Source organism: Phormidesmis priestleyi ULC007, from assembly GCF_001895925.1.
Taxonomy (GTDB): Bacteria; Cyanobacteriota; Cyanobacteriia; order Leptolyngbyales; family Leptolyngbyaceae; genus Phormidesmis_A; species Phormidesmis_A priestleyi_A.
The window spans coordinates 98872-121410 of the sequence record NZ_MPPI01000001.1 but is presented as its reverse complement, the minus strand read 5'-3'; the positions used below and the strand labels follow the sequence as shown (position 1 = coordinate 121410).

The window sequence follows — 22539 nt, the reverse complement described above, 5'->3', positions numbered from 1 at the left end:
ATTGATGTCTTTTGTTTAAGCGTGTTGTCATGCTACTTGTAGTAGAGAAACTGTCCCATGTCTACCAACGAATTAGAAGACCCATTTCATATCTTAACCCCTGCTCGTAGGGCGATCGTTCTCCAAACACTGACTCAAACTCTCGGTAATGGTTCACGCGGCATTACCAAAACAGAAGGAGTCTGTGGCGGAGAGGCGTGTATCGCCGGAACGCGTATTTCTGTATGGCTTCTCGTCGAATCTCATCGTCAGGGTGTCCGTGAAGCTCAAATGCTCAATGACTATCCTTTTATCAGTGCGGCTGATTTGGTCAATGCTTGGGCATACTCAGAAGCTTACCCTGAAGAAATCGAAGCCGCTATTCGACAAAATGAGGCAGTTTAACGAGTGGTGCGTTTATACTGCGATGAACAGTTTCCACGAGAAGTCAGTGAACAATTGCAGACAATGGGACACGATGTCCTTACCATTCAAGCAGCAGGAAATGCTAATCTAGGCACTTCAGACGAAGCTGTCCTTGAATTTGCTGTTGCAAACGATCGCACAGTTTTAACACTGAATCGCTATGACTTCGTGCGGTTGCACCGCTTACAGCCTGATCATGCCGGAATTATTGTCTGCACCAACGATTCAGATAGAAATCGACTTGCACGTCGAATTCATGAAGCAATCTGCACAGAAGCATCTTTATCTAAAAAACTTATTCGTGTTATCCGCCCGTCTACTAGCTAGTAGTCATGGTGATCGTAGACAGCTACCAACATCCAGAACTGATCGATACCGATCGACCACTCGCAAGTCCCAGCGTCAACTTGTTACAGTTCGACGACTGAAACGGCTGAAAGGGCACGCCCGGCGTTAGAAAACCCCGAACAGGCGTCGCTTGGCTGTGGGGAGTCACAATCACCGTTTGCGGATAGCCCATTGAAGGGGTAGAACTCAACCCAAAACTATCGTAGGTATAGGTTGACGGAATAATAATGATCGATTGAGGAGTGCCAAACTGATCGATATAGTTAGTCTGGGAGTAAATTGTGGTGTAAGTCGTCGGAGTTGGGACAGCTTTCACAGGGGCACCGCCAATATCGGCAGGTGAAGCGATCGCGCCTCCTACAAAAAGCGGCGTTGCAGCAATCGAACAGGCAATCAGCAGAAACAAACGATTTAACATAGCGCTTGCTGGTTTTGAGAGAATTTTGAGCTGTTTCACCCTGATTTCAAACTAGCGTAATTTGACGATCGTTGCCACCTCCTTAATGCGTGTTTCTAAAAGAAATATGTTACAGAGTCATTGGAGCGATCGGTTCAATATCGGGGTCATATCCCCCAACTTGATTGGTTCGCAACACCCAAACGCTTGCGCCGTGTTCTAGAAAGATTTTGACCACTGTGTCACTAGCCAGACGGGGTAACATCGTCCGCCAACTGCCCAGACCCGCTACCAAATTGCCGATCGGATCATCTTCTAGCGTGCTGCCCAAGTTATACTCGTTTCGCTCCCAAGCTGATTTAGAACCGCCCAAAGGTTGCAGCTTCTGTTTGAGTTCTTCGGCGATCGTCAGAAGCTCTCTAAATCGGTGCGCTTGTTCGGGGTTGTGTTGACTCCATTGCCGCAAAGCGTCTACATTAGCGCGAACCTGCTGCTCCATCTGACGCAGACCCGCAAACAACGCTTGATTAGCATCCTGAGCGCAGTTGTTGGCAGGCCCCACATAAGTGCCGCCAGTGCCATCGCCGATGCGATAGCGAGCCGTCATCACCTCTAGTTGCAGCAGTATCAGATCCAAAGGCGATCGCCGTCCTGTTGCAAAGTCATAAGAACCCGTGAACGCGTCATGTTTAATCAGAATGTCACAGATCGGGCGAGTGCCGATCCAACCAAATTGACGATCGCCCAAATAGCGAGACCAGTGAATTGTCCCCGCAATCACGCCATCTGTATTGTGAGTATAGACTTGTTGATAGTCGAGATCAAAGCGCAGTTCATCGCTTAACGGGTCGCGATCACTTGCGCTAAACCAAAGGCAAAATGCCCAAAGAAAATGGGCGTAGCGGCAGCGGGTTCTGCGTTATTACCGCCAATGCCGCCGTAAACGTGGATCATTAGGGCGCGTGACCCTTCTTCCCAGTCATTGATCACAGTCTGAATCTTTGAAGTCGAACGATTGTTCTGACCTGTGCATAACACAGAAGAAATCCGTCCTTTCTGTGCCTTGATGTCTGCCCAAGACTGCTTACGAATGTAGCGATAAGAGGCTTTGTTGCCAAACACAACTTGATCGGGCTGGAGGCGAAATAGATTGCGCGGTGCTAAAGACTGCACGACAAACATTCCCTGAGCATCCTTTGCGCCGCAGACATACCATCCCGTTTCATTCAGAGGCGACGCTTCTAGACCTCGCGACGTTGAAGAAGAAATGCCATTCGCATCTGCAACAACCTCCGGCAACCGCACGACTTCTGCTGCTCCATCAAACTGACGAGTTGCGCGGTTAAAATGCACGACTCGAAACTGATCAGTTCCAGCAATAGGCTGCACAAATGTCACCAGTGCATAGAATCGCCCAGTGACTTGCACAGGCTGGCTGCGGATGTGGAGCGCGATCGAGTAATCGGGTGAATTGCTCAACTCCTCCACCTCAACCGGATCATTGAGGATCACAAGCATGTCATCGATCGGACGAGAACCCGCCAGCGATTCTAGCGGGCCAACTTGTTGCCAGCGATTGAGGCGATCGGGATGGATCAGCCCTCCATATTTGCTGGAGTATTCTGCATCGACGCTAAAGTGAACATCATGCGTGGTAGCTTTTACCGCATCTTTAACCACTGGAGTATCGACCCAGCGCAGTTTTACAGTTTGTCCGATGAGATGTTCATAGCCTTCAGGGGCATAATGCACTTCAAACAAAACGCCGCGAATGGTGGGTCGATCGTCGCGATTAGGCAAAATCAAACGACCCATCCAAGCTGCGATCGGGCGATACCAAGTCGAGTCAACTGTTTGCTTGAGTGGGTAATAGGCTAAATTATTAAAGGCAGCTTGTTTATAGAGCGCGTAGTTACTCAGCTTAACAGGAAGGGGCTGTTGGGTTTCTAGCAGGTTCCCCGACAAAATTTGCAGAATGATTTCAATCGTTTGTTGCAGATAGCTACGTCCATCTGGCAGAAATGCTTTCGGATCCATGTAGCCACCCGGAACCTGATGCCCTACGTTGCCTGCTGACACGATCGAGATTTTGCCCTTGCGTTGTGCCCGATTCCAGTATGACAATGGATAGAACTTCCGACGACCGGGAAACATGAGCGGCCCCAATTTCTGCACTGAATCCTTGTCGCCAACCAAATGATAGAGATGCTCTAGCTTGAGAAAATTGTTGTTCCCACTCATTACACCCCCCAGAGAAATCACATCAATCGGTGCTTCCAGAGCATGTTTCAAGTAGGGCGCGGAGGCAACTGCCATTTGTCCACCACCACTGTAGCCAATCAGCGTAATTGGGATCGTGCTTCCCGATCGATAGCCGCGATCGACTAAGCCGTTGTGTAGCACTTGGGCAATGCCCTGGTTATAGATAGGGCCGTAGCGTTTATCAGCAGACACCGCCACAATCAAAGCGTTTCGCACATTCACCAGCAAGCCCAGCACGGCTGTAGGATTTGCCCAACGCGTTTTGTCTGCAAGTCTCCATAAAAACGCGAGCGGACGGTCTTCATTCAGGGGCTTGTTCATGACCGAATACATCATCAATCCCCGCACCAGTTTCACATCTTCGGGTAAAGACGGCTCCATTGCGGTCAAAAAATCTTCAACATCGGGAGTATATTCTTCACCCGACTGTCCAACCCCATCCAGGTAAACGACATAGCGAGAAATCGTGCTGTCTGAGGCTTGCTCAGGGTGAGAACGGGTAGCCGTTATCTGGGTCGTGTCTACTTCATCGCCAAACCAGCCAGCCCACCATCCCAAGGTTTCTAGGGGCGCTAACAGCCCAGCAAAGACCAAAGCAACCAAGCCAATCCATCCCAAGTCAAAGATTAACCGGGGGACTCTGGACAGCGTTTGATACCAGCCAAATACCCCGCTCCGAATCGGTCGCAGCAGAATGCCGACCAACACAAACAGCACCACTAAGGCGAGTAAACCCAACAGCAGCTTGATCGGTTTGGGAATGCCGCGAGTTTGGTGAGTTAGCTGAACCAGGGGATCGACTGCACTGGTGCGTTGGGGAACTGTGATCGTCGCGCTTTGTGTAGATTCAGCGATCGCCTGAGTCACGGCTTGAGCCGCTTGAGGATTAGCGCGATCGCTCGCTTCAATCAACTGCTGCACTTCGGGAAGCGTGGTTTGAGAAGCGGTCACGATCGGTGAAGGAGTGGTTTCAAATCGTGATTGCACTCGTTCATTGAGTTCTCGACGATTTGCAGTTAGCTCAACTCCGGCAACGCGATCGGCGATCGTTTTACCTAACCGTGCGATCGGCTGACCAATGGTATTTCCTAGCAGTTCTTTAAGAAACCAACCGAACGCGACATAGCCAAAAGCAAAGCCTTCGCCGATGTTAGCAACGGCACCAAAGCCCACAACCATGGCTAACAAATGCCAGATTGACAAAATTCTTAAAATCGGCAAGCCTAGATGAGGCAATGCTCCTAGAAAGCTAAACAGCAGCGGTGCATAGCTCAACCCTAGGACAATCAATAGGGTCGAAAATGGGAGATGAATCGACGAGGGAAACAAACAAATGACCCAGGTGCTAAACACCAACAACAAAAACTCAAACAGATATAAAATTGCACTGACTAACAGGCTAAAGATGAAGCGAATGGGTTGAACGCGATTGATAAACAGAATGATGCTTTGACCGATCGCTAGCGATAGCCCTGCTAGCAAAACCACGATCATGGCAAGTGTTAATCCCCTTGGTAAAGTCGTGACGGTCTGAAAAATTTCGCCGTTTAGCACAAAGACCCAACCTAGAATTTCCCAAGCGCGATCCATTATCGTAGAAGTCATAAGTTCATCTGTCCGCAAACAACAGGACTGAATCTAATCAAGTATTTAGAAGATTAGCATTGACATCAGTAGACAGACCTAATTATAAGATGCCGCGAACCGCCCTCACCCTAAATCTCTCTCCTTAAGGCTAAATTCCTCTCGTTGGGGCTATCCATGACGCATAAGTATGTAGAAGTGTTGCGGGTATTAGCGTTGCGGGGTCGAGTCTGAGATTTTGAGTCGAAGTTGTTGATCGACTGGAAAGTGAGCAGGATGGGAGATTGGGCTTGCTAAGAAATTAAAAGTTTTCCCTTTCAAGATTTTCGGGCGTTGCTGAATGAAAGTATGAATTGCCCTCTTCACGAAGTGGGGCGAAGCCCTCGCCAAGGAGAAGGGAGTTGTCTTGTTCCCTCGCTCTTTGGGAGAGGGCTAGAGTGAGGGCAAATCCAGGGCTTATTTAACTCACAATCCTAATTTTCCTATTAACCTGACAATGATTGTTTGTGCGGATTGAAGCGCTCACATCGGGTGAGTACACAGTCATTCGTTGCTCCGTTTCAGTCGGCTTCAGCCCCCTAAATCCCCTATTCTGGCGGACTTTGAGCCGAGGCTCCAGTTTCAAAGTCCCTCACTCGTGGGGAATTTAGGGGGCAAAGATCTGGGCAATGACGGAGCAAAGGACTTATGGGTACACCCTACCGCTTTACGTTGGGTCTTTGATTGCCAGGTTAATCAGATCCACTCCAAATTACTCACTCAGTAGGCGCTCTAATACGCAGCTAAAACGACACATTCAGTGGAAGCGAACTGCGATCGTGCCAACATAAGCTTCAATCGACTCCTTAACCTAACTAGTCTTAGCTTCACAGAAACTTTAAGCTTTTCAGCGCGGCTTTACACATCCTTTATACAAGCATTGATCCCCAAAAATTAGCTTTGACACTTGTAACAATCCATACTGAATAATTTTTCTCTGAAGTGGATGATCTGTCTTTAGAAAGAGATATCTATCTCATAGATTTGGTTTATTGAGTACAGTTTTACAAACGTCTCCGATCGGGTAGTAGAGGCGCTAGTCGAGGCTCAATTAAGAGTCGAAACGAGTGAACATCGTCTCTTTAATTTTTGGTGTGAGCATGATTAGAAGTCTTTGAATCTCTCAAAATTTGCAGAGGAAAAGTAGCTCTTGATGCTGGTCAATTTCGCAATCTAACCTGAGTTTCGGCACTCTTTAAAGTTGCAAAGTGGGTCATGTTGATAGCTTGCGTCACTGTTTTGGCAGTCTGTAAAAGCAAGTCTCGATCGCATGGCTCAAGGCATTTCTTTCATGAACAAAACACCAAGACTAGCCCGTCTTGACTCGCGCAGTTGATCAAGTCTGCATAGTCAAAGAGATTAGAGGATAAAATCTATGATGGAACGGATGGGACGATCGCTTCAGGCATCGGCGATCGGCATCGTCAGAGCCAATAAAGCAGCCCTTGTGTTTGCTCGCAAAGCAGACCTTGCAGACGAGCTAGAAATTTCCCGTTCTACCCTCCAAAAGTTTTTTTCTGGAAGACCGATCGGACGAGAAAACTTCCATCAAATCTGTCAACGGTTAAAGCTAGATTGGCGGACGATCGCAGACTTGCCAAACGGTTTGATTGAACCAGATGCCGACCCATCAGCCTGTGAAGATACTAGCGATGAAGATCTTGAAACCCTAGTGCAGTCAATCAAGCAACAAGGACGGGCAAGCATTCAAACTCAGTGCAGCACGATTCGCGTTTTAGATATGTCTCAACCGATCGCGCTGAAAGACATTTACACCCACATCAATATTTTAGAAAGAATCAGTGGGCGGCGGCGAATTAGTCTAGATGAGTTGCTCAAAGGGCTGGCAGAAGAACCGCTCGATCGTCCGTTTTTGAGAAATGTGAGCGAGACGCGGGTTGATGGACTGGAAGCCGTTAACCGATTTGACAAGCTGATTGTTTTGGGGCGACCCGGTGTTGGCAAAACCACGTTTCTCAAATATCTAGCACTGCAATGCAGTTTAGGTGAGTTTCAGGTGCAGCGGGTGCCTATGTTTATCTCCATCAAAGATTTTGCTGAAATGCCAAAGCGATCGGGCTTGCTCGACTACATCAATCAGCAAATCGTGGGCTATGGCAATTCATCTTTGCGAGTGGCAGACTCGCTATTGCAAAATGGGAGAATGCTGATTTTGCTCGATGGGCTAGATGAAGTCAAAGGACAAGACAGCAAATGGGTCGTGCAAGAAGTGCAGCGCTTTTCGATGCAATATCCGCTCAACCAGTTTGTGATGACTTGCCGCATTGCCACCCACGAATATACCTTTGAGAAGTTTACCGAGGTCGAAGTTGCAGACTTTAATCAGTCCCAAGTTTCTGCATTTGTTCATCACTGGTTTGCAAACAAAAATCCTGCTTTGGGAGATTGGGTGATTGAAAAATTGCAGTTGCCTGGCAACCGATCGGTGAGAGAGTTAGCCACCAATCCGCTTTTGTTGACGTTGCTATGTCTGATATTTGAAGACTGCGGCGAGTCTCCGCTCAACCAATGCGAACTCTATAAAGAAGGGCTAGAAATCTTGTTGAAAAAATGGGACAGCAAACGCAATATTGAACGCGAACAGGTTTATCGCAAACTATCCCTTCAGCACAAAGAAGCGTTGCTCAGTCGCATTGCCTGGCTGACGTTTAATCGGGGTGACTATTTTTTTGGAAAAGGTGAATTAAAGCGGCACATCAGCGATTATTTGAGCCAGTTGTCAGACACCGAAGCCTTGCTAAAACCTGTGCATTTTGACAGTGAGGCAGTGCTGAAGTCGATCGAAGCGCAACACGGAATTTTGGTCGAGCGAGCGCGGGGTATTTATTCATTTTCTCACCTCAGTTTTCATGAATATTTTGCCGCACGAGAACTGGTCGATTCTGCTACGCCTCCAGCTTTAGAAACCTCGCTGAAAACCTTGATGAAGCATCTCAACGATCCCCGATGGCGAGAAGTTTTTTTGCTCACCGCAGGCATGATGCATCAACCTACTCAATTGCTGACGTTAATGAAGCAGCAGATCAATCATTTATTAGAAGATTTTCAGCTTCAGCAGTGTCTTTTGTGGATTAGTCAAAAATCTGCCTCGATTTCTGCACTTTATCAGCCTGTTGTGGTGCGTGCGTTCTATTTAGACCTGGAGATGGCTCGGCTCTTAAACTCCGATCGCTTGCTAAATCTTGCCCTTGGGTTAGAGAGCAGTTTGACTCGACAGCTTAACCCTGAAATGGCGTTAGATCTTGCGCTCGATCGGGCGCTTTCGCTGACCAGTCAGATCACTAACATTGCTGATCCAATGAATGCGATGACTCGCGCTTTAAATCGAGCGATCGCCCGTGCTGATAATCTTGACCCCAGCAAGACTTCTGCGCTCACAGATGGTCTGCAACAACTCAAAGATCAACTGCCTGAGCCGCAGGTCTTTAGTGACTGGTGGCACGAACACGAGCAAACCTGGACTGAGCAGCTAAGAATGACTTTGATTTCGTGTCGTGATCTGGGTCATGAATGGCAGTTTAACCCCTTACAAATGCAAAAATTAAAGCAATATTATGCAGCGTGTGGGTTGTTGATAGATTGCTTAAATAGTGTGACGAATCTCACGCTTGATGAACGAGTTGCGATCGAGCAAGATTTTTTACAACCCGTGTCGCAACTCAGGCATCGAGAAGAATACGAGATTGCTTAATCTAACGTCAGTTCGACAGAAGCGGTTCACTTCGATTATGAATTTGGGAAGCCCCCTAAATCCCCCATTTTGGGGGACTTTGAAACTGGAGTCTCCGCTCAAAGTCCCCTACTCGTCGGGGATTTAGGGGGCTGAAGCGCTGAAGAACGAAGCGAAAAAACTTGTCGAACTGACGTTAATCTAGCTCACTTTCTAAGACGGATGCGATCGCAACGCTGGCAGTCGCGCGAAATTCAGTCACGCTGACCCGATTGAGTGCCCAAATTGCAAAGACCATGCCCAAGGCTTGGAAGACAAACACTAGTGCATAAGCCAGCACAGAGTGAGTAAACAGCCCTTTCCCCACATCTAAGACAGCGCCGCCTGTGACAATAGCGATGCCCCGTGCGGTGGCTTGTCCGAGTCCCCAAGCACCCACAAACGTACCTGCGGTCTCAATGGCGGTGAGATCCATCATTAAAGTGATGGTGCCCGTGGTCACTACGCCGTTTGCGATTCCAAACAAGAATAATGAAGCCTGTAGAAATTGCGGATTTGCTGTAAACCCAGCGAGACAAATCAGCCCGACGCTCAACGCCACTAGGCAGCAGCCCAATCTTGCCGTATTGCGTTTCCCGAAGCGTGGCACGACGAGAAAGCCCGTGACCGTCAAGCTAATCAGCGTCCCGATGCCAACAAACGCGTTCAGCTTAGTGCTGTCGGAGACAGACATTTTGAAAATCTGACCACCGTAGGGTTCCATGACGGGATCAATCATGAATAAGCTAATGGTCATCACGACTAGAAAGGTAAAAAACCGCATCGTTTGAGGGCTGGCGGTCAAGATTTTCCAGGCACGAGCGAGGGTAATTCCGTCTTCTCGGTCTGCCACACTAGAGCGAGACGCATATTTAGAATACTGGTTTTCGATCCCAACTGTGGCGAACAGCGACAGCCCGAACACGATCGCCGGGACAATGATAAACAGTCGATTCACCGCTTCTTGCAAGGTCTCGATCGAGGAATCGATCGTCAATTGCCCCAGTAAAACTCCGCTGAGAACTGCCCCAATAATCACCCCAACCATCAGCATCGACCAAACGACTCCGACGAGTTTCGAGCGGTTGTCTTCTTCAGAAATATCGACGAGTAGAGCGGTAAAAGTCGTAGAGCTAGCACTAATGGCTAGACCATAAATGGCAAAAACCAAAGACAGAAGCCCAAGCCAAACACCCGATCGGGGCGACCAAGACCACCCACCTGCCGCTTGCACAGCACTGCCGAGTTGCCACATGAGCTGTACGGCGATAAAGGCGGTCACTGCCAGCACCGCTGTTCCTACCCAGACATATCCAGTGCGGTGATAGCCAAACAGCCGCTTGCTGTCGGAGCGCTGACCAAACCAAATTCGAGCTGGGGAAACAAACAGCGGGATCGCTAGCACTGCGGCGACGATCGTGGCTGGAATCGCCAACTCCTGAATCATGACGCGGTTGAGTACGCCCAGAGTCAAAATAGACATCATGCTCAACCCCATCTGAAATAGACCAAGCCGCATCATGGTTAACAGATTCACTCTAGAACCGTTGGTAGAAGTGTTTGTTTTGTCGTTTATCATTGGGTTTTAGAAAGAACTATTTTCAGTGTTTGCGTTGGGATTTAGTCACTTATTTCACCAACAGATGCGTCATTTGTTTCCACGTTTCTAAATCTCCGTCGTTGGTGATTAACAACTCGTTGAGATCGTCAAAGTCTCGATGAATGCTGTCTTTTAGCGCGGCTACTTTTTGTTGATAGGCAATTAGTTTTTCTGGATTTGAGTGCCCTTGCAGCAGATATCGCCAAAAATAATCAAAGAGATCGATCAGCGTTTGAAACGGCAACACAAGCTGCGGATAGTCGAGCGATCGTAAGTGCGTCTCATAGATGGCACCGTCTCCACAGATGATTAAATATTCTAAATAGTTGAGTTGCACAAACGGATTTTTGGGATGTTGCTCGATCGCAGTTTGCATGAGATTTAATGAGCGATCGGACTGGTTTCGTTTGAGCATCAATAGCGCATAACGCTTCATTGCCCAGGTGTAAGTTGGGTTACGTTGCAAAACGTCTTGATAGGTGCGTTCGGCAGCATCTAGTTGGTGATTTTTTTCTAGAAAATAGGCGTAGTGAGAAAGCGTCCATAAATCATCTGCGTAACCATTGCTCAGTGCTTTCTGATACCATTGCTCTGCCTGATCCATCAGCAGGTTTTTTTCTAGAATATAGGCGTAATAATTTGTACCTTCTGACCGATCGGGCTGTAATTCAAACGCTTGTTGTAAATAAGTTAAAGAAGTTTCACAGTCGTAAGCTTTGCCATAGCATTGACCGATTCCATAATAGTAATCTGCCATCTCTTGCCGTTGCAGTAAATATTGATAGAGCGGCAGCGCAATATTATAAAAATCGCGATCGCGCAGCACCTCTGCGGCTTGTGCGATCGTGTTGATCGAATAGTCTTGGTAGACCTTCAAAATCGTGTGGTGTTCTTTTGCATCAACTAATTTCATTAGGGGTGTGCTTTGCATCGTGATCTCCTCAAGGCATACATTTAACGAAGAAAGGGACGCGGGATCAGAAGGCATCCCTTGAGTTTTCTGATCCCAACGTCCTGTGGCTCAATCGGTTCCGCAGGTGATGATTATCCACCGCGTCGCAGGCTTGATAATCGGCTTAGGTTGGGCACGTCATCAATGAGGTAGTCTGCAAAAAATTGATCAACACTGCTGCGATCGTGTCAGCTTGTTCGACCTGAACATAGTGACCACCACCCGGAACAATCACTAACTCTGCTTGGGGAAGTTCTCGCTGCAACAGCTTAGATTTGCGGGGGGAAATGATTACGTCATCGTCTCCGGTAACGATCGTGATCGGCAGAGTTAATTGAGACAGTGAAGGACGTAGATCAACCTGGCTTAAATCCATAAAATCATTGGCATCCGGGGATAGCCGCAGATGCTGAAACTCCTTGAGTACTAGTTGCTTAAGAGCCTCTGGAATCTCAGGTGCAAAACTCTGTTCGAGGGTTGCATAGTCCCAGTTTTGGGTCGTTGCCTGATGCAGAAACTCGGGATGGAGTTGAATGCAGGCAGAAGTCGCAATCAACATTAAGCGATCGACCCGATGGGGATAATTCAGCGCAAACTGAAGCCCTAACAAACCTCCCGCAGAGTGCCCCACCAAACAGACAGAGTTGCGGATTTCTAGAGCATCGAGGAATGCGTTGAGAAAGTCTGCGATCGCGCTAACAGAACTCAACACAGTGCCGCTAGATTTACCGTGTCCGGGGAGGTCGATCGCCACCAGAAAAACGCGGTTTGGCAGCGACTTCTCAAACCAGGCTTTGAGCATCGGTTCCCAGTGGCGACTGCTTCCCCCAGCCCCATGCACTAGCAAGACAAGTTGATCAGCACTAGAGGTTGGCAATCCCCAAGGTGCAAGATAATGGGTTTCTAGCCCGCTACATTGAACAAGTGGCATAGTACCAAGTTGGTTTGTGAATATGACAGATTCGCCGTAGTAGGGGCATAGAATGCCGTGCCCCTACCGATGTTTGGTCGGTTGCAATGCACCCATTAATCCTTTTCTGGCTGCATCACCAGATTTGATAACATCGTGTTCATCTTGTTGATAGATTCGACATATTCTTTCTCTGGCACCGACTCTGCAATAATGCCTGCACCAGCGTTGAGATGGACAGAATCGCCATATTGATAAACCGATCGAATGGCGATCGCTAAGTCAGATTCGCCTTTGCTATTGACCCAGCCGATCGCACCTGCATAGATGCCGCGAGGTTCGTCTTCTAAGCGATCGATCCACTCTAGAGCGCTGTGTTTGTTGATGCCCGATACTGTGATGCCAGGGAACAACACTTTCATCGCATCCCAAAGGGTTTTGTCGGGCTTCAACTGTCCGCCGACGCGCGATGAGAGATGCTGCACTGTTCGGTATTTTTTGACCTCCATGAAGTCAAAAATCTGCACTGTTTCAGGCACACAGACTGAGGCAATTTCTTCTTGAGCTAACAGAATGGACAGCGCGTGTTCTTTGACTTCTTTAGCATCGGTGAATAGCTCATTGTGCAACTGGGCATCGGCTTCGAGGTTGCTGTCGCGAGGGCGAGTTCCGGCTAGCGGATTGGTGACTACAAACCCGTCTGCGCTAGACTCCATGAAGATTTCGGGGCTAAACCCAACGGCACTCACATCGCCAATTTTGAGGCAGTAAGACCGAGCTGCATTGTTGCTTTTGGCACCTAATGAATAGGTTCCTAACACATCCATATCGCCTTTGACTTTGACCGATCGCGAGACGATCGCTTTTTGCAATTCACCCCCTTGAATAGCGCTGACTAGTTTGCTGACTCGCGATTGATAGTGTTCGCTATCGGCAAAATCAACCACTGGCGGAGTTGCCACATAATCAGCTAGCTTTGTGTCAGCCGACAGCGCTTTTTGAACTTTTTCGGGTGACTTAAGACTGCGAATATAAACCCCTCGTGGAGTGCTATAAATTTCCGTTTCGGGCACCATGAACTGCACGATCGGTTGCTCGATCGACTTGGAGTAAGGATAATAAAACCGGGAGACATCAAAGCTGACATAGCCATAGGCAGTCCAGTTTTCGACGGGCAACTCTGCCAACAGCAACTCAATTTGTTTAAGGGGATCGCGGACTGCTTTTGACTGCTTTTGACCCAAATAATTCATCTCAACTGTGTCAGGGGTGACGGTGACTTGCGCCAGTGCGTTGCCAGCAATTCTCACTTCGTCGCCATCTTGATACATCACATAGTCAGAAATAATCTGGGCAGCGAGGAGATTTTGCAAGATCATTAGGGCATCTTTCTGACCAGGCAAAAAGATTTCATGATACGCAACGAGATCGGTTTTTAACTGATACATGAGGGTTACATCTCCTGAATGAATGTCAGATTAATTCCGTTTAATACCTACTTCAACTGAACGTTCAACCGACAACAACGGGTTGAATCACGAACTTCTTTCGATCATCATGGCTGAGATCTTCGCCCCCTAAATCCCCCATGAATAGGGAATTTTGAGCCAAGCGTTCCGATCTCAAAGTCCCCCAAAATGGGGGATTTAGGGGGCAGAATCCGACTGAAACGGAGCGATAAACGATTGTGACTAAACCGCGATCGCTGCCAGTGGCTTCAAAGGTGCAGCCCAGGCTTCAACTTTTTCTTTAATGGCTTTCATCTGAGTGCGAGTGTTGCGATTCAAAAACGATTCCATTTGTTCGTGAGTCCACTTGCAATCGTCGTGGACTTCAAAGGTCTGCATCCATTTCATGACGACTCCCACGTTTTGAGGCAATTCCTCATAAGTCCAGTGGATTTTCATGTCTTTGAAGGGGAAGGCTTTTTCGATGCGTTCGGCAGTGGCTTGTCGTCCCGGTTTGTCGATGATGCGGCGAGAAGTCCAGGTGCGGGAAGGGCGATCGCCCTCAGGAAACGTGGTCAAGCTAAAGATCACTTCGTTGCCGTTGCGCTCTAGCACTTCTGATTTTGAGTATTCGGTAAACAGTTCTGTCCACAGTTCGATCGTGTTGGTTAAATCAAACACGGTGTCGAAATCTCGCAGAATTACGATCGAGTTTTCGGTATAACCAGGCATTGCAAAATCCTCCTGAAATTTATGGATCTACTAATCCGACTGCCCTGACCCAACTCGCGTCTAGCCCTTTGACTTTGAGGGGAAAACACGCCACCTGAAATCCGGTGTCTGGGAGTTGGTCGAGGTTAGCTAAACGTTCGATTTGGATGTATTCGCATTCGCGACCGTAGAAGTGAGCGGGCCACAGACAGCCGCGATCGCCCGTGCGCCAAAAGTCTTCGAGCATGGTCACAAACGGACGATCGAAGCCATAAGTGTCGATGCCGATGACTTTGATGCCTTGCTGTGTCAGCCAAGCAGTGGCTTCGCGACTCATCCCTGGTGCGTCAGAGAAATATTCTCGTTTGCCCCATAAGCGATCGGTGCCTGTCCAGATCAAGACGATATCGAGAGGTTGCAGTTTGTGTCCGGTGGCATCAAGCGCGACTTGCAAATCTTCAACCGTGATGAAGGCACCTGCGCTTTTATGACGCAAATCGAGCCGCACACCGGGCGCAAAAAACCACTCTAACGGCAACTGATCGACCGATTTTGACGGTTGCCCTTCACACTCAGCACCATAGTGAATCGGAGCATCAATGTGAGTGCCCATGTGAGTCGGCAGCGTCACCGTATCGAGCGTGATAAACGCCGAATCGGGAAAATCTTCGGGATACAACCGACGCGGATCAGCAGGTTGCTTGGCAGCGTTGCGGGTTTCGACTTCGTGGCAAAACTGCTTGGCACCCTGAACGTGATCTAATCGCTCCGCCTTCATTTTGAGCGGTTCGGAGGGAGAGTTTTCGACCAAAACACTGAGATCAACCAATCGCTGCACTGACCACCTCCTTGCGAGAAGTAGCGCGACGAGTTTCGATCGTCTCGATCGCGTCGATCGCCTGATCCAATGCCATGTTGGTGTCGGTGATGCCGACGATCGGCAGTGCCAACAAGATCGAGGCAACAATTTCTTCTTTGGTGGCTCCTTCGTTCATGGCGCGTTCGACGTGTGTATCGATGCCGCGTAGACCACGAGCCGCCGCAAAGATGCCCAAGATAATTAGCTCGTTGGTCTTCTCATCAAGCGGTGAATATTGTTTGACCGACTTAGCTAGATCAAAAAAGCTTTGAGCAACAGCAGGCGCGTCTTTCATCATGTTCTTCATGGTCGTTGTCTCCAGTAATTAATGAGTAGTTGGAAAAAGTTGAAGCAGTACAATCGCTAATCATTCGTGAAGAATGTGTCCATCTTTGGGAGAGGGAGCGAGCGGTCCGGCGGCAAAGACCACGCGGATTTCTTCATCGCCAGTGTTCTCGATCGAGTGCACTGTTCCCTGCGGCGTTAACACCGCTTCACCCGGTTGAAATGGCATCACACCAATACCGTCGAAGGTGATCTGTCCTCTGCCTTGCAACACATAAAAGCACTCTTCGCCATGAGGGTGAGCATGACGAATCACTCTGCCGCCGACGGGAACAGTTGCAGTTCCCATAATCAAGTGCGCCGATTGCACACTGGTTGGCGAAATTAGAACGTGAATCTCGCCGCCGCGATCCTCGATCGTCGGCACGTCTTTGGCGCTGGTGACGAGTTGTCTAAGTTGTTGGGTAGTCATAAGGATGAGTTTTAGAAGTGAATTTTGAGTGAGTGCGTTGTCCCTACAAAGCTCTAACCAAAGCTAGTTTCGTGCCCAGAGCTTTGCGGTGAATCTTGCCCGTTGGGGTGCGAGGCAACTTGTCAAGAAAATGAATCGCTTTCGGCGCTTTGAAATGCGGTAAGCGAGACTTGGCAAACCTGCGAATGCCATCTTCTAACTCTGAAGAAGCCGTGAAGCCCGCTTTGAGCGTGACGAATGCCACGACATAGGGCAACACTTCTTGAGCATCGGTTTGAGGGACGATCGCCACATCTAAAAGGCTCTCGTGTTGCAGCAAAACTTCCTCGATTTCAAAGGGTGAAGTCCACTGTCCGTTGACTTTGAACAGGTCATCTTTGCGACCCATAAACCAGAAAAAGCCTTCTGCGTCACATTGATATTGGTCGCCTGTGCGGATGCTGTTGCCGTAGATAACTTTGCGGGTTTCCTCGATCCGATTCCAATAGCCCAACATCAGACTTTTGCCCGTCACTTGCAGAGTGCCAATCTCACCGACCTTGACGGGATAACCCTGGTCATCCAAAATTTCGACTTCATACCCCGGCACCGGAAATCCCGAACTTCCGGGCTGACATTCTCCAGGTCGATTCGATAGAAAAATGTGCAGCAATTCAGTGGTGCCGATGCCTTCACAAATTTCGTAGCCATAGGCTTGCAGCCACCGAGTCCAGATGGTTTTGGGCAACTGCTCGGCAGCCGAAAGGCATAGCCGCAACCGAGGCGTTTCTAACGGTGCCATCTCTTTAACCGCCAGAATGCTGGCATAGGTTGAGGGCACACCAAACAAAACAGTCGGCTGATAGCGATGTAAGTCTGCAATGATGTCGAAAGCATTGGCGGCATCTGACAACACCGATGCCGCTCCGACTGCCATTGTCATATACAAAGTGTTGCCCAATCCATAAGCAAAGGGCATTTTTGCAATGGAATAAGTGATGTCGTTTTCGTGTAAGCCGACGATATCTTTGCCATACCGTTGCGCCGAAACCACCATACTGCTGTGCATGTGTACTACACCTTTGGGGCGACCCGTGCTGCCAGATGTGTAGAGCCAGAAGGCAGGCTCACAGGGGGAAGTTCGGCTTGGGGTGGCTTCTTCACTGGTTTGATCCAGGCGTGATAAAAAGGGTGTTTCTCCATCGACGAGCAGCACATCGCGCAGAAACTCAGTCCCTAGAGTCAGCTTTTCATGCCACTCTTGTGAGGTTAGAAGAATTTTTGCTCGACAGTTTTGAATGATGTATTGAATATCGTCGATCGAGCAAGCCGTGTTGATCGGCACGGGCACCGCACCTGCCCAAATTGCCCCCCAAAAAGCAAAGATAAACTCTGGGGTGTCTGGCAGCAAAATGGCAATGCGATCTTCGCGATCGAGTCCTAACTCACTGAGCAAGGTGGCAGCGCGTCGCACATAGCTACGAACGGTGCGGTAGGTATAGGTTTCGTCGCGATAATAAAACGCGATTCGTTCGCTGTGCCCCCGTGACAAACTGCCTTCAATAAAATAGGCTGCAATGTTAAAAATTTCGGGCAGCCGTTCGCAACTAATATCCATGCAACTATCTCCCTGTAGGTGGCGAGTAAGTGAGGACGTGAACCAGCACATGATCATCCCAGCGGTGCCAGGTGGCTAACCAGGTTTGAATGCCTTGCGCGATCGCCAGACGTTGAGCGGCTCCTGATAACCGAATCGATAAATCAGACGCGGTGATAGTGGTTTCAATTTCATTCCATTCGATGTCTGCAAGTCCGGTTCCGAGCGCTTTTCCGACGGCTTCTTTGGCGCAAAAACAGACGGCATAATGCTGGTCGGGCTGTGAAACTGATTGGCACTGATCGATTTCGAGCGGGGTAAATAGTAAGCTGAGCGTGTTGCGATCGTAGCGATCGACGAGTTTAGCAATTCTGCTGACCGATTCAAGATCGATGCCGATGCTCATCATCAGGTTCGGCTCCCTAAGCAGGATTGAGCGCCATTGCTTGCACGACTAGATCACAGATATGCCCTAGCGTCATATCTTGTCGTGCTTCGAGTTTGACGTTAACGCCCAGGCGACGCTTTAGCTCTAGGGCGATTTGCACGGTTTCGGTCGAGTCGAGTTGCAGATCTTTGCGAAGCAACGCGGTTTCAGTCACGTCTGACTCTTCGATTCCGAGTTCTAGCAAAATTGCTTTTAGAGTGTCCATGACCATTGGTAATCTCCTTTATTTAGGTTTAGAGGTGTTGCTGAAGGTAGGGTTGAATTGTTAATCCTTTCGCCCCCTAGATCCCCCATGCTGGGGGACTTTGAGTATTCCGGTTCCCCCCAAAATTGGGGGCTAGGGGGGCGTATTTAATGCCGTTTCAGGACTCGCGACTGCCGACGACAAACGAGAAATTGGCGGCTTCTCGTGCGCGAGAATTGACCATGATGCGAGACACCGATCGCTCACTCGGCTGCGTCACAAAATTGAGTTGACAACCGGGATCTGATTGCTCGATCGCTTGCATCACAGGCAGTTGTCCAGTCTCCATTGCTAACAATCCGCAAGCAACTTCGGTGGCGCAACTCGCTCCATATAAGTGACCAAACAACGCCTTGGGAACGCTGACAGGCACTTGCGGGGCTTCTGACTCAAAGACGGCGGCGATCGCTTGGGCTTCGACGCGATCGCTGACTTGAGTGCCGCAGCCTTCCGCTAACAGCAAATCGATGGCGGAGGGCGTGATGCCTGCTTCTTTTAGCGCTTCGTTCATGGCTCGTTCTAGGGCTTTGCCAGACTCGATCGAGCGATCGGTGGTGGCACTGCCCGACAGAATTTCGCCGTAGATCTTGGCACCGCGTTTTTGAGCGTGTTCCAACGATTCCAACACTAAAACGGTGCTGCCCTCGCCCAAGACAATGCCTGTGCGACTGCGATCGAAGGGCTGATAGGCAGAGTCAGGATCGGTTTCAGCACTTAGTTCACCCGTTTCGTAATAGCAGGTCATGCCAAATCGGGTAATCGGCGCTTCTGATCCGCCTGTCAGTACGACATCGTTATGTCCCTGCAAGATGGATTTCACGCCAAAATATAATCCACTTGCACCGCTGGCACGATCGCAGACAAAGCTTTTGCTATAGCCACGAATGCCGTAGCGAATGGTGACAAATCCCTGTGCGGCAGTGGGAAACCAGGCGGTTGCTTGCCAGGGATTGACCATGCTTGCGCCATCGTTGTAAAGTTCGTAAAAGCCCCGCTCGGCGATATCCCAGCCGCCCGCATTATTGCCAAACCAAACGCCAACGCGATAAGAATCTTCTTGTTCAAGATTCAGGTCAGCATCTTGCAGCGCTAACTCAGCCGCCGCGAGTGCGTAATGGGTGAAGCGATCGGTTTTAATGACGAGTCGCTTAGGCACAAAATCGGCCGGCTCAAAGTCTAAAATTTCGCCTGCAACTTGCGTCGGAAACTCGCTGGAATCAAAACGCGTAATGCGACGGATAGCAGAGTTTCCAGTCGAAATATTATGCCAAAAATCATCTTTGCCAATGCCAGCCGGATTGACAATGCCAATGCCTGTGATCACGACTCGCCGACTGGAATGATCGCTGTAATTCATGCGTCTCCTCCATACTTGCGGAAAATTGCAGCAGAGTGAATGCCACCAAATCCGCTTGCCGTTAACATTGCGGTGTCTACGTTATGCGATCGCGACTCATTGGGAACATAATCTAAATCGCATAACGGATCGGGGAATTCATAGTTAGCAGTGGGGTGAACCATTGATAGCTCGATCGCGCCTAATGTCGCAACAACACCCACTAAACTTGCTGATGACAAGGAATGTCCGATCATCGATTTTGTTGAACTAATCGGAATCTTGTAGGCGTGTTCCCCTAAGACTTTTTTGTAGGCATTCGTTTCAAATAAGTCATTCTGGGGTGTAGAACTGCCGTGAGCGTTGATGTAATCAATCTCATCTGGCTGCACGTTGCCTTGCTCCATTGCCCGCTCGACCACCATCGCCATTGGAATGCCGTGATCGGGCAAATCGGTCATGTGAAACGCATTGCTGACACTAGAGTATGCGATCGCTTCAGCATAAATATGTGCGCCTCGTGCCAAAGCGTGATCTAATTCTTCTAGTACTAGCACCGCAGCCGCTTCGCTAATCACAAACCCAGCGCGTTTAACATCAAATGGACGCGATGCTTTTTCAGGTTCGCAATCGGAAACGGACAGTGAACCAATCACATCCAAGGTGGCGTAAGTGAGACTGGTTAACGGTGCTTCAGTAGCTCCGGCTAACATCACTTTTGCTTCACCCGATCGAATCATTTCGACACTCAAGCCCAATGCATCTAATCCAGCCGTGCAGCCCGTTGAGAGCGAAGTACACGCGCCTTCGATGCCGTGCTTTTGTGCCAACAATGCGGCAGAATAATTAAACATCCCGGCGTTATAAAAATTCTCGCCAACGGGCATATGACGAATCGGTGACTTGCCACGATCGCTCAACAATTCAAAAATCTTTTGAATGTAGGGAGTGCCACCGATCGCCGAAGAAAAGATAATGCCTAATGATTCGGGATCTTCTTGCGTCAGATCTAAACCCGAATCAGCGATCGCCATTGAGCCAGAAACAACTCCAATTTGAACAACGCGATCTTGTTCGTGCAGATGATCAAACTCGTCACCTGAACAATAGTCTGCCAAATTAAAATCATCAATGCGGCACAGCGCTTTGCTTTTGATTCCCATTGATGCCATTTCTGGATCAGCAACAATATAGGATTGTCCTCGCATTGCGTTTTTCCAGAATTGCTCTTTGCCGATACCGAGCGGAGCGATTACACCAATTCCCGTTACGACAACTCGCTTCGTTTCAGTTTGATAAATTCCCATGCTTAACCCTCTAATGGATTTTGGACTTTAAGTTCACCGATCGCGACGCGCTGCGACACAGTGCGGATGAGTTCAGAAATCTTTGGAAGCCATTCTCTCGGCGGAATAGCTCGAAAGTGCAGACCACGAATGCCCTCGATCGCACGAATACCTTCCACCAATTCGAGATTGGCTTTGAGACTTTCCGATCGCCGATCTCGACTTTGAGAAATCCGCATCATCAAAGACTCTGGAATACTCAACCCCGGAATCTGACTCAATCTCTCTAGCGACTTTAAGCCATTAAATGGATAAAGTGCCGCCAAAAAATGCGCCCGTTTGTGCAGATTTCTTGCCCGAACTTCTGCCATCCAGCGCTCGGTTTCTGCAAGCTCAAACGTAGCTTGCAGTTGAATAAATTTAGCTCCTCGATCGATTTTGTCGGTGAGTTGCGCCATGCTTGCCTCTAAATCAGTGACGGCAGAAGTGGCGATCGAGCCGACATAAAAATCGGGCGGCGGGGCAATTTGTTGACCATTAAATAGCTGACCTTGGGTTGTCAGGCGAGTTAGAGCCGCGATCGCGTCAAGGGTGCTGAGGTCGGTGGCATCCTTAGCATCGGGGTCGCTGCCTGCTGAGCAGGGATAACCTCCCAACACAATCACATTGCGAATATCAGAAGCAGCCAACCCTAATAAGTCACTTTGCAATGCAATCCGATTGCGATGACGAAGGGTGAGTTGCACGACTGACTCAATGCCCGATCGCTGCATTAACTGCGCCGCTACCAAAGTTGATAATCGCGCTTGCGCCATTGCATTATCATTGATTTGCACCAAGTCAATATAAGCAGCAATCTTCTCAGCATTGGTTGTGAAGGCTTCAGTTTTATAGTGACGAGGCGGCGTTAACTCGGCTGACACCACAAAATGTCCTGCGGCAAGCAACGTTTGCAATCGACTGAACGATCGAGTTTTGGCTGACTTGAAATGCCCAGTCGTCAGCAGTGAAGACCACTGATGGAAGGGGTTAGTTGTGAACAGAGTTTGCAGTCGATTGAATGTGATCATAATGCGATCGCACCCGATAGGATGCAGAGCAAACAATAATCGCCAGTATTAATTGTCTCGATCTTAAAAACTAAAGATTCTTGTCCTAATCAGGGTTCTAGTTAATTAGATCTCATGAAAAATAAGGTGACTTGAGCGAGATATTGACAAATATCTGAACACTGTTAAAACTGAGTTAACTTCCGGTTAAAGATCTCGGTCTTTATCAGCTTGAGCGGCACTAAAAACCATAAGATAAGCAACTTTAACGAGTCGGATTGTTGACTAAGAGTGTAGTGGTCTATACCCAAAATGTGTGAACAGTAGACTGATGACGTTCATAGAAGCTGGTCTATGAGTCGTAGAAAGTTCGTCTATAGAATCGGTTCGTTTTACTTTCCCACATCGTGCTTTGCTATGTGTCTAAGCAAAGCATTAAAGCTGTAGATTTTGTGTCTAATCTACGAGTAATCTTGAAAGTCTGAGTTTTTTATAAAGCTCTTTTTGATTAGTTTGTAATACTGACAACATTAAATCAAAGATTTGCTAGACAAACTATCGTTTATTCACTACAACTTGAGGTAGTAAGTCTTGAATT

The 22539-nt window shown here is 48.6% G+C and carries 20 protein-coding genes; 3 read left to right on the top strand and 17 right to left on the bottom strand.

Features of this window, described 5'->3' with window-relative positions:
* Positions 1-57 precede the first annotated feature (57 nt).
* Positions 58-384 carry a DUF433 domain-containing protein gene (locus BRW63_RS00555; protein ID WP_073068969.1) on the top strand — a complete coding sequence of 109 codons (327 nt, stop codon included), beginning with the start codon at positions 58-60 and terminating at the stop codon, positions 382-384.
* A gap of 3 nt (positions 385-387) precedes the next feature.
* On the top strand, positions 388-732 hold the full coding sequence (locus BRW63_RS00550) for a DUF5615 family PIN-like protein (RefSeq protein WP_073068968.1): 345 nt from the start codon (positions 388-390) through the stop codon (positions 730-732).
* Between the two features lie 22 nt (positions 733-754).
* Here BRW63_RS00550 and BRW63_RS00545 read toward each other — a convergent pair whose 3' ends face one another.
* The 3 genes from BRW63_RS00545 to BRW63_RS00540 form a co-directional block, all read right to left on the bottom strand.
* Entirely contained in the window at positions 755-1171 is a 417-nt protein-coding gene (locus tag BRW63_RS00545; RefSeq protein WP_143161982.1) for a hypothetical protein, read from the bottom strand.
* A 109-nt stretch (positions 1172-1280) separates the two neighbouring features.
* On the bottom strand, positions 1281-1931 hold the full coding sequence (locus BRW63_RS28685) for a hypothetical protein (protein WP_223257250.1): 651 nt from the start codon (positions 1929-1931) through the stop codon (positions 1281-1283).
* 59 nt (positions 1932-1990) lie between these two features.
* The gene (locus BRW63_RS00540; protein WP_223257249.1) at positions 1991-5017 is read right to left on the bottom strand and encodes a Yip1 family protein; all 3027 of its coding nucleotides are present in this window, start codon (positions 5015-5017) and stop codon (positions 1991-1993) included.
* A gap of 1393 nt (positions 5018-6410) precedes the next feature.
* Here BRW63_RS00540 and BRW63_RS00535 point away from each other — a divergent pair.
* Positions 6411-8747 (top strand): NACHT domain-containing protein, encoded by a 2337-nt coding sequence (locus tag BRW63_RS00535; RefSeq protein WP_073068966.1) that lies wholly within the window; start codon positions 6411-6413, stop codon positions 8745-8747.
* A 175-nt stretch (positions 8748-8922) separates the two neighbouring features.
* Here BRW63_RS00535 and BRW63_RS00530 read toward each other — a convergent pair whose 3' ends face one another.
* From BRW63_RS00530 to BRW63_RS00465, 14 genes are all read right to left on the bottom strand, one after another.
* Positions 8923-10344, bottom strand: a complete 1422-nt coding sequence (locus BRW63_RS00530; RefSeq protein WP_073068965.1) for a BCD family MFS transporter — start codon at positions 10342-10344, stop codon at positions 8923-8925.
* Between the two features lie 49 nt (positions 10345-10393).
* Positions 10394-11296 (bottom strand): tetratricopeptide repeat protein, encoded by a 903-nt coding sequence (locus BRW63_RS00525; RefSeq protein WP_181314301.1) that lies wholly within the window; start codon positions 11294-11296, stop codon positions 10394-10396.
* A 145-nt stretch (positions 11297-11441) separates the two neighbouring features.
* Positions 11442-12248, bottom strand: coding sequence for an alpha/beta fold hydrolase (locus tag BRW63_RS00520; protein WP_073068963.1), 807 nt, complete (start codon positions 12246-12248; stop codon positions 11442-11444).
* A 95-nt stretch (positions 12249-12343) separates the two neighbouring features.
* Positions 12344-13675: a salicylate synthase gene (locus BRW63_RS00515; protein ID WP_073068962.1), complete on the bottom strand. Its 1332-nt coding sequence runs from the start codon at positions 13673-13675 to the stop codon at positions 12344-12346.
* Between the two features lie 243 nt (positions 13676-13918).
* A complete protein-coding gene (locus BRW63_RS00510) occupies positions 13919-14407 on the bottom strand; it encodes an SRPBCC family protein (RefSeq protein WP_073068961.1) in 489 nt (162 codons plus the stop codon).
* Between the two features lie 19 nt (positions 14408-14426).
* Entirely contained in the window at positions 14427-15224 is a 798-nt protein-coding gene (locus tag BRW63_RS00505; RefSeq protein ID WP_073068960.1) for a cyclase family protein, read from the bottom strand.
* A complete protein-coding gene (locus BRW63_RS00500; RefSeq protein ID WP_073068959.1) occupies positions 15208-15552 on the bottom strand; it encodes a carboxymuconolactone decarboxylase family protein in 345 nt (114 codons plus the stop codon). The genes BRW63_RS00505 and BRW63_RS00500 overlap by 17 nt, the downstream gene beginning before the upstream one ends.
* Before the next feature lie 60 nt (positions 15553-15612).
* Positions 15613-16002, bottom strand: a complete 390-nt coding sequence (locus tag BRW63_RS00495; protein ID WP_073068958.1) for a cupin domain-containing protein — start codon at positions 16000-16002, stop codon at positions 15613-15615.
* Positions 16003-16045: 43 nt separating this feature from the next.
* Positions 16046-17599 carry a benzoate-CoA ligase family protein gene (locus BRW63_RS00490; protein ID WP_073068957.1) on the bottom strand — a complete coding sequence of 518 codons (1554 nt, stop codon included), beginning with the start codon at positions 17597-17599 and terminating at the stop codon, positions 16046-16048.
* Between the two features lie 4 nt (positions 17600-17603).
* Complete coding sequence (locus BRW63_RS00485; protein WP_106253877.1) at positions 17604-17987, bottom strand: holo-ACP synthase; 384 nt, start codon at positions 17985-17987, stop codon at positions 17604-17606.
* 13 nt (positions 17988-18000) lie between these two features.
* Positions 18001-18237 (bottom strand): acyl carrier protein, encoded by a 237-nt coding sequence (locus BRW63_RS00480; RefSeq protein WP_219898261.1) that lies wholly within the window; start codon positions 18235-18237, stop codon positions 18001-18003.
* A 151-nt stretch (positions 18238-18388) separates the two neighbouring features.
* The gene (locus tag BRW63_RS00475; protein ID WP_073068955.1) at positions 18389-19627 is read right to left on the bottom strand and encodes a beta-ketoacyl-[acyl-carrier-protein] synthase family protein; all 1239 of its coding nucleotides are present in this window, start codon (positions 19625-19627) and stop codon (positions 18389-18391) included.
* The gene (locus tag BRW63_RS00470) at positions 19624-20913 is read right to left on the bottom strand and encodes a beta-ketoacyl-[acyl-carrier-protein] synthase family protein (protein ID WP_073068954.1); all 1290 of its coding nucleotides are present in this window, start codon (positions 20911-20913) and stop codon (positions 19624-19626) included. Before BRW63_RS00470 ends, BRW63_RS00475 begins: the two co-directional genes overlap by 4 nt.
* A gap of 2 nt (positions 20914-20915) precedes the next feature.
* Positions 20916-21962: a methylenetetrahydrofolate reductase gene (locus tag BRW63_RS00465; protein WP_073068953.1), complete on the bottom strand. Its 1047-nt coding sequence runs from the start codon at positions 21960-21962 to the stop codon at positions 20916-20918.
* Positions 21963-22539: the final 577 nt, after the last annotated feature.